This window comes from Bifidobacterium sp. ESL0745 (assembly GCF_029433335.1).
Taxonomy (GTDB): domain Bacteria; phylum Actinomycetota; class Actinomycetes; order Actinomycetales; family Bifidobacteriaceae; genus Bifidobacterium.
Map to the genome: position 1 here is coordinate 160,619 of NZ_JAQTHX010000003.1, position 13,249 is coordinate 173,867.

Sequence of the window (13,249 nt, forward strand, 5' to 3'; positions counted from 1 at the left end):
CAATCCCTTTCAAGGGCTATCCCCTTAACGGATTAATCCATCTTGAGGTAATGCCTCCAGTACTTTTCGCTGGTCAAGGTCGGACGCACCGAGGCGTATTCGCTACGAATCCGCTGGATGTTGGCCTTGTAATAGCGCAGGTCATTGTGATAGCGCTTCTCGATTTCGGCATAGCGTTGCGGATCCTTGGTACGGATGGCGCCCTTGCGGTTGTACCAATCCATGATGATGAGCTTGTGCTTGCCGCGAATCACGCCGGCGGGGTACGCCCAACCCAAAAGCGGAATGACGGCATAACCCTTGCCGGAGCTCTTGATGATACGCTGGCCGTTGTCGGTGATCAGGTCTTCCAACCGCTGCGGAAGGGTACGGGCCTTGTCGCCGTCGATGAGCTGGCGGTCCACCTTCTTGATGCTGAATCCACGCAATTCGGGGTCGGCATCGGCCTGACGCTGCAACGTATCGAAATCGACAAGCTTTTCTTTGTTCTTGTTGGCAGCCATAAAAGTCTTCTCGGCGAATCCGGGCTGGCTGAAACGCTTCGGGCCACGCAGGAAGTCCTCGAAAGCGTCAAGGCAGAGCTCGGCGTTCTCATAGCCGAACTTCTTGAGTTCCAAACGGATATTGTTTTTCAGCTCGTACATGAAGTCGGACTTCGGGGCCATGCCGCAGACGGCCTGGGCGACCATGGTATTGCGCGTGGTCTGGTAACGCTCGACGGCCGCGTTGTACCGCTCGTGGAAGGACATGTGCCAGACACAAAGGCCATTCATGGTAATGAACTTCGTCTTGCAACGAATGCCATACTCGGCATCATCGCAGCGCACGAACACCGGCAGCGGCAAGCCGTTCTTCTTGATCACGGAAATCGGGATGCAGCAATACCACCATGCCGCATACATGTTATTTTTCATTTGCTTGGTCGGCTCGAAGGTCTCGTTGTAGACAAGGTCTTCGAACTTGGTCATGCGCAGCGGCGGCTTGCAGGGAGCAAAGGTGCCTTCCTTGGTCATGTGGCCGATGTCTTCCCACTGATCCTCGCCGATCTCGTAGTTGAGCATCGCACCGCTGATCATCGCCTCGGAATACGCGGGCTTCAGGATACGCAGCAGATTGTAGGTGCGCTTGATGGACTCTGGAGAAACCGCCACATCGTCATCCATAAGCAGGACGTTCGTGGCCTGTGGCTTCTGATCCATCGCCGCCAGCATGCCGCGCGTAAAGCCGCCGGCACCGCCGACATTGTCGTTGGGAATGATGGTGACCTTGTTGCCGTTCAGCGCATTGACACCGAGCGTACGGCCGTTGTCCATCACATACATGTGGAAATGGTCGGCAATCTCATCGCCGGAATGGACAATCTGATCCTTGATCAGCTTGACGTTGCCGATGATATAACTTTCCTTCTTGAACGTCGTGGTCGCAATCGCAAGCTCGACGTCGCGCAGCTGGCTTTCATCCTTATAATCGATGGAATAATAGCTGTTGCGGATATCGACACGGCCGTCGGTCTCAATCGTGAAGCCGACAATGATCATGTCATTATTGACGGTCAAAGGCATGTCGATGCTCTGCCATTCATCGGAAGCATCAAGGGAATGTTCCGTGCCCTCGACCGGAATCGAATGCGCGGCAAAGGCGTCACCCATTGTCTGCTGCACCCGGCAAGCCGCACCGCGCAGCTCAAGATGCAAGGAAAAACCGGTCGCAACCGTATAACGCTTCAGTTTCATCAATGAAAGCGAATTGAAATACGTCGTGAAATCAAACGAACCCGCAGCGCTTAACGCCCATGCATCGGCCTGTTCATCAAAAACAAAAGGCTGGTCCGCGCGGCAATACATGCCGGGATAGGCAACGGATCTCGGATTCGTCTCAAGCAATACATTCGCGAATTTGAAACTTGGCATTCTTTGGCACCTCGATTTTTCAATTTATTCCTGCATTTATCTTAGTCTTAAACCGCACAAACTCCTTGCGAGCTTGCGATATCTCCACTACTCAAACAATAACAAGAAGTATATTTCCCTCTCACCACGCTTGGCAAAGAAACAACGATCAATCTCGCAGAAACCGCAGCAAATTCCGTTATGAAATTAACCGACAGAGACTATCACAGGGGTTCTTCCCTACAATGTACAAAAAATTTCATTCCCTATCCATATACTAATCCTTGTAAATACGAGTATAGACAAGGATAATTGATGGCTGCACGAATCAAATATTTCGATATCGCAAAAGGAATCGCAATAATATGCGTTCCCCTTGGCCACAGTATCCTCATTGTCAATGATTCTCACCCTGTCGGCATGGGATCGATGTTGCTTTATGGCATCATCTTCACCTTCCATATGCCGCTTTTCTTCGTTCTTTCCGGCTATTTTATGCATCCAAAACATGAATTCAGATGGCGCAGGGAATCCCAGGAGATGCTCGCAACGTATGCGATAACTGCGACAGCGGTTGTATTAATGAATACTTGCATCGCTTTCGCACGCCGAACGGGAACCAAGGCCGCGTTTGCCAACTGGGCGGCAGCAGCGTTTTACGGAGCCGGGGATTTTTCCCCGAACTATCTGTGGCCTGTGCCCATGCGCATCGGGGCAATCTGGTTTCTGCTCGCACTGTTCTGGGGTCACCTATTCATGACTTGGGCTGCAAAACACAAATACACGCCAGTCTGGGTTGCAGCGATTTGCCTCATCGGATATTTCAGCGGCAAAGTCTTCTGGTTCCCGCTGAGCATTCAGTCCGGTATGACCGCCACTGGATTTATATACCTCGGCTATCTCGCAAAACAATATAATCTGCTCGATTTCCTAAAACGGCATCTTTACTATTGGGCTATCCCCGCCATTATCTGGGTGTTGTTCGCCTGGAAATTCACCGGATTCAGCATCGCTATGAACAGTTATGGGAAATATCCGGTCTTGGATCTGATCGGTTCCTTGGCCGCAACACTATGCGTTGTGGGAATCTCTATGATCATTGATCGATGGATACCAAGTGTTGGCAAGCTGCTGGCACTTGCCGGACAATATACGCTTCCCCTGCTCTGCACGCATCTTTTGGAGGATGATACGACCCCCTGGCCGGATGCGGTATCGCTGGCCGTTTCCGCCGTCGGCTTGCAAGCGGCGCCGTATCTTATCTTCGTTCTCCGCTTTGCAGTCGACTGCCTGCTGGCTTGGCTGCTTTACTATATTCCAAAGATCAATGTCCTGTTTTTCCCGTCTTTGAAGAAACAGGAAATCAAACAAACAGGAACCACGAATTGACGTCCCACCACAATTTGGCAATCGACTCAGCGGGGGTGCTGAAGAACATACCAAAGAACTGGTTGAAGCATGCCACAACCAGGCCGACCATCACTATGATGACCATAAGACGTGCCTGCCCAGATAGCGGAGGATTCCTCTGGATTTGCCCATACTCAGGAATAAGAAAATCATTTGCCGGCCATTGCCTACCATGATCGACTGCGAAAAGCAGCAAGACGAACGCGATCATAAGCAGCCAACCGAAATCAAGCATATAGCGCATATCGAAACCGGCGATATGCGAATCGAATATGGCCAAAATAACTGACAGTACCAGGGCCAGTACGCTCAATCCGAAAACCCTGAGCCTTTTCATCGTTGTCTTCCATACCGGCAAAAGCAGCAGTGCCAGAGCAAACGGAGCTATGAACAACAGCAAGCTGCCGTGGCTGGCATGCAAAGGGAACCAAGGAGAGACGACTTGCGGCGCATCTTCGAAGAACGGGAATTCATTGGAAACAGAGGGAGGCTGCAGAAAATAGGTGAAAAGGAACGGCAAGACCTGTGTCCACGCCTGCTTGTTATTCGGAAGGTCAAAAACGGTCAAATTATAGTTTGAACCGAAATCAAGCAGAGATCCAAAACGCACTTTGTTGTAAAGCAGAGCAGGAATGAACGCAACGATGAATGGCAGCAAGGCCGACAGCCATGTACCGATTTCTTTCAACAACCCCTGACGACTTTCAAGACCTTGCCTCCAAAGTCCCCTAATCTGCTCAGCAAACAGCGGAAGCGCCAGCAAACTGGCGAAAATGAACTGAGGCCTAGAAGCGAAAGTCAATCCCATCAGCAGCGACCCTGCCGCCAACCACGCCTTATTGAGCCCGCGAAGTTTCGACTCCACCCAACAAGAAAGCGCCAAAACCGCAAACAACATCGCACAGACCTGCGGTATCTGATAGAACTGCATGAGATTTTGCACATTGAGCACAGTTGTCCCCAAGAACATACAAGAAGAAGCCAATAGAACGGTTCCAAGGCTCACCTTACGACGTTTGTTGGAGCACAGACGAGCAAGCTGTACCACAAAAACCATCAAGGCTATGGTAGCCAACATCGCAAAAATCTCTACCGCGACGGGAGTCGACAAATCTCTTCCGGTCAACAACTTATAGGGCACGAATAGGACAACCGCCGGCAGCACACCGAAATACACATAATACTTACTGTCTTTGAATGCCGTATCAAAAAATACCGGAGCCGGATCGTTTGAGCTCATGGCGACCCGATACCGACCGAAGGCATCATAGGGATTCTGCATTGTCGCCAAATCATTGTTGAGCGGGACATTCAAAGCAACATGGCCATGAATCAACGCATCCGCCAATTCATCATACTGATCGAAATTGGCGTAAGTGCCGTTGTCCATTTTCATGAAACCTGAAGATTGGACGCCGACGCTGCAGGTCGCGGCCAAACATACCAATTGCACCGCCAGCAGTACAAGCAACGAGGAAACACACACACCACTGGTCAAGCTGAATTTACGCCGATAAACCGACGAGCCTGGTCTGAAAACAATAACCAGACAGGCAAACAGCACCTCCAACAAAAGGCGAATCGGCGATATATGAAACGCCATTTTCGGATTGATGGTAAATGAATTTGCGGGAAGCGTACTGTTACGTTGCGCCAAATACTTTATCTTTACACTGTCGGCCTTGCTGCCAACATGGAAATATCTCGATTCCTCAAATTGAGGCGAATAGCGCTTTGTATCGGTGGCCTCGTAAAACCCGCCATCAGTGGTTTTACGCGTGTACATTTTCCACTCGATACCCGCAGTTTTGCTGTTTTCCTCAGAGGCGGCATGCAATTTCATGTCGTCTGGGGAATACCGCATAACATACTCATGATTGACATGATTGAAATAAAGATAGTCGATATGAGCGTCACTCGAGGAAGAGACTTCAACCCATGCTTCGTCGGGATCCGTGACCTGAAGCCTGCCATTGTCAAGTCGCTTAAGACCCGGCCCAACGACGACATCGGACACCTGCTGAGGTGTGGCATTCCTTGTTCGCCAGTAAGGCATATTGAATACAAATAATTCGGCGACAATCATTACCACAATCATGCCAATGGCCACGGCATACTTACGACATAACCGTTTCAACTTATGTATTCCGTCATGAGAATCCATAGAAATCATGTGTATTAAAACCTCATCACTGCCACATCGTAGCTTGAACCAGCAAAAAGACAGTCCTCATACTTTTAAGAAAGTTTTCGTACTTGCACGTCGATACCCTTGCACGAAAGGTGTTTGCAAGTACTAGAGATGGGGAATAACCAAACCATGGTCATTCCCCATCTCAACGCCGTTATTTCTCTTCGTGGTACGACTTCTCGGTATTGACCGACCAGACATTCTTTTTGTCTTCACGTCCGGATTTGATATTCGACACCGCCTCCATGGCAGTAGCCATGGAATGATCCTGATTATTGTAGCGGTGCTGGCCGTTGCGGCCGACGCAATACAAATTACCGAACGAATCAAGATAATCGATCAACTCCGGCATTTGCGTATAGGTATCGAAGTAGGCCGGGTAGGCCTTCTTGACATGCTCGCGGTGGGAATCAAGCACTTCATCCGGACCATTGATTACGCGCATACGAGTCAATTCCTTGATGGCAAGATCGGTGGCTTCCTCATCGGTCATGTTCCAGAAATCGTCGCCTTCCTCGCAGAAGTACTCGAGGCCGATCCACACGGTGTCGTCGACGTCCTTGACCAGATACGGGCTCCAGTTGTTGAAGATCTGGATACGGCCGACCTTGTAGCCCGGATCCTGCACATAGATCCAGCAGTCCGGCACAATCGGCGGATTGCCCAACGTCGGGGTGTCCGTGGTGTTCTTCAGGCGCAGGTGCTTGACCAGCAGGCCGACGGTGACAAAGTCGCGGTACGGCAAACCGTTGGCAACCTTGACCATTTCGGCAGGCACAGCAGCCGGCTTAGCAGCAACACCCTGCGCAGGGACATCATCATCCTTGGCGGCCTTGTTAATAGCATTAACCAGATCCTTGACCGGCATGGACGAGATGAACTGATCCGCGGCGAGCTCCACACGCTGGCCGTTGCCATCGATGTATACGACCGAAGCAATGCTGCCGTCATCCTTCTGGCGCAGCTCGACCACGTTAGCATCGGTCAAAACCTTGCCGCCATTGTCGACGACCTGGCTTTCGACGGTCTCCCAGAGCTGGCCCGGACCGAGCTTCGGGTACCAGAATTCCTCGATCAGCGAGGTCTCCACCTCACTTGAGTCACGCTTCTTCGGCATCAGTTTCTGGATGGCGTTCTTCAATACCGCTACCACGCTCAGGCCTTTGACGCGCTGCGCGCCCCAATCCGCGCTTATCTCACGCGGATGCCTGCCCCAAAGCTTCTCGGTGTAGCCTTCAAAAAACATCGAATAGAGCTGACGGCCGAAACGGTTGATATAGAAGTTCTCCAGATTGTCCTCAGGAAGCTTGTGAATCATCGACCACAGATAGCTGAACCCGGCCTTCATTGTCAGTTTGAAGCCCAACGCCTTGAACAGGCTCGGAGACAGCGAAATCGGGTAATCAAGGAAATGCTGGTTCCAGAAAATACGCGAGACGCGGTGGCGCTTGAGCATGACCTTGTCGGTCTTCTCCGGATCCGGCCCGCCGGGCTCGAGGTCGTGATGGCGTCCGAGCCTCTTGTCGTCATAGGACGGCGCGCCCTGCAATGGAAGAATGTTCTTCCACCAGTCCATGATCCGGTCGTCCTTGGAGAAGAAGCGGTGGCCGCCGATGTCCATGCGGTTGCCGTTGTGCTTGACGGTGCGGCTGATACCGCCGAACTCGCGCGTCGCCTCCAGCACGGTCACGTCATACTTGTCGGCGCCACCGTCTTTCAACAGCTCCCAAGCAGCCGTCAACCCCGCAGGTCCGCCACCAATGATTGCCACTGACTTCTTCTCAGCCTTGCCATCGCTCACAGCGACCTCCTATTGCAAAATACGAATAACACACTTAGAACAATTTAACTTTACACACAGATGAGAATATACGGCCACTCATCAGCGTGCGATCCAACGCTGTGCAGAGTTTCCGTTCTCTGTATAAAGTTGGACTTTCGCGCCCGGCATCACCGACCCAAAGCCAACTTCAAGATTCAGGCTGGGATTCAGCGCGGAAACCAGCTTATATGAGTTCCCATCCCTTATCGCTACCCACTTCTGTGCGTATCCGCCGCCCAACTGGTTAGGGGTGAAAAGCTCGAGACTTGCGCCTGGGAATGCACGCCCTGCAGGAACGTCAAGCGCCTTGCCTGATACGGGATTGACAAAGCTGACATATCCAGCTGCATCATGGCGGACCTTCCACTGCTGAGTCCACAGACCGTTGCTGTACCACGTCGATATTCTCGCGCCATTCGCGGTTGAACCGCCGGCCACATCAAGCATCTTCGTGCCATCGTTACGCATGGCGAAATTATATGTTCCGTCAGGAAGGTCATTGCGGTACTGGGCCGCGAGATTGTTCAGCTCTTCGCGAGGAGAACGCATGTTGTTCACTATCCATTGCTGAGCAGGAGCCCCATTACCACCCCAAAGACGTAGACGGGCACCGTTGAACGCATTTCCGGCGGGCAGATCCAATGCAAGATCTGCGGCGCAGGCGGAATAGAAGGCATATTGGCCATTAGGTCCTTGCCGCACAGCCCAATGCTGAGCCAATCCCCCTATCGCGTCGAATTGCTGCACCGAAGCGTCATAGACGGCGTTACCCGACGGGACATCCAAAGCCTTGCCTGAATTGACATTGATGATCTGGTAAATCGCGTTTCCTACCTCGCGGAATTCATAGCGCTGGGCCCCGCTCCCGTTCCAGGAGAAAACCTGAAGCCTGGCACCATTATCCCAAGTCGAATTAGGCATGTCAAAAACCATATTCCCGTTCATTGCGGTGGCCACACGCACCGATCCGGAAGGCACACTGGTGACGGAACTCAAAATATACTGCTGAGCGGTAGCCATCGTAGGCTCCCACAATTGCATCCGGGTACCGGCGTTGGAATTACCGCCAGGAACATCGAGCATCCAATTGCCCATAGCGGACTGGATATACACTCCACCTTTACCGGTATCCCGAAGGAACCAATGCTGCGCGGCACCGCCAATCGGCTGGAATTGCTGCACGGGCGCACCGTTATAAGTCCGTCCGCTCGGCACATCCAAAGCCTTGCCCGAAGCGACATTCCTGATTTCATAACTACCATCGGACTGCCTTGTCAACTGATATTGCTGGGCAATCGCCCTGTTCCCTGGCCAAATCCGTGGTCTTGCGCCATTCGCGCCGGTACCGCTGGGAATGTCCAATGCGGAGGAATCACGAAGCGTCGTATTGATGAAATACCGACCATCAGGGATATTCATCATACGGTATTGGGAAATATTCGGTGCGAAGCTGACATAATTCAGATTGCCGAACGCGTTGATATCGACGTTGCCGATGCCGTTAATCCAGCCGTTGTCGGCGTACTGCCAACCGCGGTAGTTCGCGAAGAAGGGGAAATTAGTCCGTGCGCCGTAGCTCGCCACCCAGCGGGTATTGTTGCGCACGTCCGGCGTATTGAGAGCCGTGTTCAGATAATAGGTATATGAATAAACCGACAGGTTGTGGTAACCACCCTGCAGCAAGGCAACCCACCATGTTTTCACTATGTCGTCATTCACCCATGGGTTGGTCGCTGGAGAATGGCCGGTCCATGTCCAGTTTTCAAGATCATAGAAAACCGGGTAGCTCAAATCGCCGGGGCTTACTCCTGCCGCACGAAGCTTGTTGACCGTGTCAGCACCTTCGGCCCATGCCGAATTATGGTCATACGCATACGAATAGAGGTAAATGCCGAAGGGAATGCCCAAACGCTTGCATTCGTTGATATTGCGCAAAGCCTGATAATCGTAACGATTGTTCCAGCCGAAAGCGATACGAATGATGGCGCCCTCGACACCGGAGTTCTTGGCAGCCTGCCAATCGATAACGCCCTGGTGCTCGGAAACATCGACGACACCCTTGGCTTGCTGGGCAAAGAGATTGCCACCGCGTTCGAAGAACGCCGGAGTGTTGTTCCACCAGCCCCAATAAGCGCCATACTGGTTGTTCTGCAAAGCCACGTTGCGCACTGTGCCGCTCGTCGATTTTGAAGCAACCTCGACGTCAGAGGCACCACTCACTTTGGAAGACGACAAGCCATTCGAACTGCCGCTATCCGTGGCATTGGCATCGCCGCCGTTCTTCTGGACGGCCTGTTTCACCTCACTGGCTTCGACGGGGATGAACCGCTTGCCGCCGGTTTTGGCCAATGGATCGGGCTGCTGGTCTTGCGTGCCGACCAACTTGGGATCGGTCACCGGCTTACCGGTTTGAAGATTCTTCACCTGGCCGTCGGCGGTCACCGCCAGGTTCTTGGAAACCACCGTCGCATCATCGGGAACCGCAGCGCTCACCTTGTCGGGGAGCTTCTGACTGGGGTTATCCGGCATTGCACCCTTCGACGCAGCAGCGGTTGATACGCTCTGATTGCCGATCGTCTTGCTCAGGGGCGCAATTTGCTGCCCGCCAATAGCGTTACCGGAAGTGGCGGAACCAATACCGGCCTGGTTGAAACCACTCAGGTTCGTGTCCGTAGCCGCTTGAGCCGGCACAGCAGTCAACGCCAACCCTAACGCTGGAGACGCCAAAATCGCCGCCACTTTGGCAGCCAACTCCTTCACCTTATTTGTCATCTTCTTGCCCTTCAATAGGTCTTGCTGCTCGGAACCCAACTCGCCGGCATCTGATGGCGCCCGCTGACCGATGGATACTGTTGGCACAGTTCCTATTTTTTTATCTTCAAATTTGTTCTTTTCGAGTTGAACAGACCACTATCTATTGAAAAATGAGAGCAGCTTCATCCAATCTAGTGCAAATAGTAATGCCAGCTGAAAAAATACTACCAAACGAGGCAAAAATATTAGCGAAATCATAACAGTTGATTAGAATCGATTGAAAATCAGCACAATATACTTGCATTGAGATTTATTCCGTTGGATACGTCAGGTTCGGGTACAACATAACTCAACGAAGTTCTGTGTATAATCCGTGAGCCCGACAACAATGCCAACGGTAAAACAGAATCGGCGACAACGGTCTGTATCTAATCGATTTTCCTTATAAACGCAACAGCGAATTTATGTCCCCAAAATTATCAAATTTACTATCTTTAAATCCATTTTGATTAAACTTAACAATTTTAATGTTAAGTTGAACATAATATCTCTTCAATAATCCATAGATTTGCCAAATTTTGTCGGGAACATAACAAAAAAATGATATCGCGTCACGTTCTGCGAAATCAAGGCTCTTGCGCCATTATCGATGTGCTACACTAAACGGGTCGGCACACCAAAGTGTCGGAAATATCTAAATGGGTTATCCTTGCTAAAAGGGTGTTCGCTGTAACATCTAATGAACAAAATAGTCCATTGTCTATTGGCAACAAAGCTGATAGGAAGGAATACATCATGGCAGATGACAAAACCATCGTCGTTGATCCAGCACTTTATGGCGAGACCGCAGCCGAGAAAACCGCAGAAGCCAACAAGGTAGCCCGTAAATTCGGTATCGGAGACGACGCCCTCGCCAAAGTCGAGGATTTCAAAAAAGAACTGACCGACCATAATGCTTGGGATCTGCCGTTTATGGGCTATGTCGACGAAGATGGCTACGGCTACGCCTACGTTCCAAACAAGGCCATCGCGCCGCCGAACTGGGATGCACATGCAGCTTTCAAAGCGCTTCCTTACGATGCACAGACCGCCTTCGCGATTCGCATGCTTTTCACCCACCGCGATGTCGACCGCTATGGCGCCACGATGTTCCTTCATTATGAGCGTAACTTCGACATCAAATTCAAGGAAGACTGAACTTCGATCACCTATATGCCAACGGCACGTTATGAGCAGGAATGGTATGTTTCTGTTCATAACGTGCCGTTGTTTTGTCTGAACCTCACAGTTGCCCGGTGCACTCGTAAAACCAGTTAAATCCTTCGCGACGCTTACCAGCACATGCGCTTTATGCAGTAGACGGCAAACCGGCTTCCCAATAAGGTCGAAGTATTCTCCAACCGAATCGTTGTTCCTTGTGACTCCTGCCGATTACCGATCCGACCGCCACGCCGACGCTCGATTGCTTGCGAAGCTCGCGGGCTCATGGTATCTTATTTAAGTTGTGTGTTGACTGGTCTGCCTGTCAGGCTTGTTGATGTGCATGCTGGAGAATTCGCCTAGTGGTCTATGGCGCACGCTTGGAAAGCGTGTTGGTGTAACAGCCTCACGAGTTCGAATCTCGTATTCTCCGCCAGTAGCCCGGAAACGTTGAAATATCAAGGTTTCCGGGATTTTTTTATGCCTAAAATTGCATCCCCCCTCCGGAAAACGGTTCTATGTTATTACCATGTTATTAAAAAGATATTCCTATAACCCCATCATTCTCGCCTCTTATAAAATCGATTACTCTGTTTAATAACCAAATCATCCCTGCTTTTTTGTCCATTTAACTTGCAAAAATGTTAATACAAAGAGGATAAGGAAAATCAAAGTGGACGATGAAGTACAAGCAGTCGAATCGGAAGACGACGACTTAGAAAACGATCCCGAAAATAATAGTTCGAAAAATGATAAGTCGGAGAACTCAGAGCACAACGATGCCGCCGACGATAAAGAAATTCAGCACGCTTCCTCAAACGATTTAAAACCCAAAAGCCACAAGAAAATTTATGCATTGTCCATAGGAATTTTGGTCATGGTATTTGCGGTTGCAGGATATTCGATAGCGGCTTATCAAGACAACAATTCCTACAACAACAGTGTAACAGAATCGAAATCTCTTGCAGGAAAATTCAATATTTCGTACGATACCGCTATGAAAACAGCGACTTCGACAGATCCAAACCAATTGTCGGACGCAAAAACGCTTACTCGACTGAAAAAAGAACTACGTGATGTAAAAAAGCTTAAGAAATCTCCCGATACGACTCCGGACAGCATATTGCTTTGGGAAACTTTATCCGCGCGAAATGAGCAACAGAATTACGTTTCACGGATTAAAACAGAAATGCCGAAACTCGTGACACTCCAGAAAGCCGTGATAAAAAGTCGCGACGCCAAAGCTCTGGAAGATGCACAGGCTGCACTTAAAACTTCTCTAGCAACCGCCAATGCTTTGTACACGTCATCCGATGGACAGGTTGCCGACAACGCAACCCGCGATTCGCTGAAGCAAACCATCGACGCAGCCACACAGCTCAGCGGTCAAAAAGCAGCTAAGAACCCAGAAAATCTGACGAAACAATTGACCGATATGAAGGCAAAGCTGAATGCTGCCTGCAAATGTGTGACCGATTCGCAAGGACAGAAACAGCAGGCGGACGCACAAGCTGCCGCTCGGGCCCAAGCTGCCGCTCAGGCCCAAACCGCCGCAGTAAACCAAAGAAGGAAAACCCAACGCTCAACAACCCCCGGCTCTACTTCCAGATACAGCTCAGGCCAACGCGGTCCTACCGGACAAAGCGGTCAGGAGAACGCTAATTCGGGTTCAGTTTCCACTCCCGAATGGAACGGTGAACTGGATCTAGGCGATATCCTCGGTACAGGCGGACCCTTGGGACCAGATATCGACCACGATAAAAGCCATTGGAAATGGGACGGCAAGACCCATTGGGCTCCGGTCTATATTCCTGGGACCGAGTGTAGTTCGCCAGACCATTGCGACCTGTCAAAAATCACATGGTAGATACAAGCACATTATGACACCACATGCTAGGAATTAGCATAAATCCAAAACAGAGGATTTTGGTCTACGACAACGTCTCCGATAATTTCCGAATGATCTCTGAGTTCTGGTTCTTT

General features: G+C 50.8%; 7 protein-coding genes and 1 tRNA gene. 4 read left to right on the top strand and 4 right to left on the bottom strand.

Going from position 1 to position 13,249, the window contains the following annotated elements; translation table 11 throughout:
• Positions 1-32 precede the first annotated feature (32 nt).
• On the bottom strand, positions 33-1,910 hold the full coding sequence (locus PT275_RS08705) for a glycosyltransferase (RefSeq protein WP_277153995.1): 1,878 nt from the start codon (positions 1,908-1,910) through the stop codon (positions 33-35).
• Positions 1,911-2,204: 294 nt separating this feature from the next.
• On the opposite strand from PT275_RS08705, the gene PT275_RS08710 reads away from it, so the two are divergent.
• Positions 2,205-3,278, top strand: a complete 1,074-nt coding sequence (locus tag PT275_RS08710; RefSeq protein WP_277153996.1) for an acyltransferase family protein — start codon at positions 2,205-2,207, stop codon at positions 3,276-3,278.
• On the opposite strand, the gene PT275_RS08715 is transcribed toward PT275_RS08710, so the two are convergent.
• The 3 genes from PT275_RS08715 to PT275_RS08725 all read right to left on the bottom strand — a co-directional run bounded on the left by PT275_RS08715 (position 3,253) and on the right by PT275_RS08725 (position 10,171).
• Entirely contained in the window at positions 3,253-5,463 is a 2,211-nt protein-coding gene (locus PT275_RS08715) for a hypothetical protein (protein ID WP_277153997.1), read from the bottom strand. The genes PT275_RS08710 and PT275_RS08715 overlap by 26 nt on opposite strands.
• Before the next feature lie 181 nt (positions 5,464-5,644).
• Complete coding sequence (locus PT275_RS08720; protein ID WP_277153998.1) at positions 5,645-7,291, bottom strand: NAD(P)/FAD-dependent oxidoreductase; 1,647 nt, start codon at positions 7,289-7,291, stop codon at positions 5,645-5,647.
• Between the two features lie 81 nt (positions 7,292-7,372).
• Positions 7,373-10,171: an RICIN domain-containing protein gene (locus tag PT275_RS08725; RefSeq protein ID WP_277153999.1), complete on the bottom strand. Its 2,799-nt coding sequence runs from the start codon at positions 10,169-10,171 to the stop codon at positions 7,373-7,375.
• Between the two features lie 690 nt (positions 10,172-10,861).
• Here PT275_RS08725 and PT275_RS08730 point away from each other — a divergent pair.
• The 3 genes from PT275_RS08730 (at position 10,862) to PT275_RS08740 (ending at position 13,133) form a co-directional block, all read left to right on the top strand.
• Entirely contained in the window at positions 10,862-11,263 is a 402-nt protein-coding gene (locus tag PT275_RS08730; protein WP_277154000.1) for a glycerophosphodiester phosphodiesterase, read from the top strand.
• 351 nt (positions 11,264-11,614) lie between these two features.
• Positions 11,615-11,702 (top strand) — tRNA-Ser (locus tag PT275_RS08735).
• A 237-nt stretch (positions 11,703-11,939) separates the two neighbouring features.
• Positions 11,940-13,133, top strand: a complete 1,194-nt coding sequence (locus tag PT275_RS08740) for a hypothetical protein (protein ID WP_277154001.1) — start codon at positions 11,940-11,942, stop codon at positions 13,131-13,133.
• Positions 13,134-13,249: the final 116 nt, after the last annotated feature.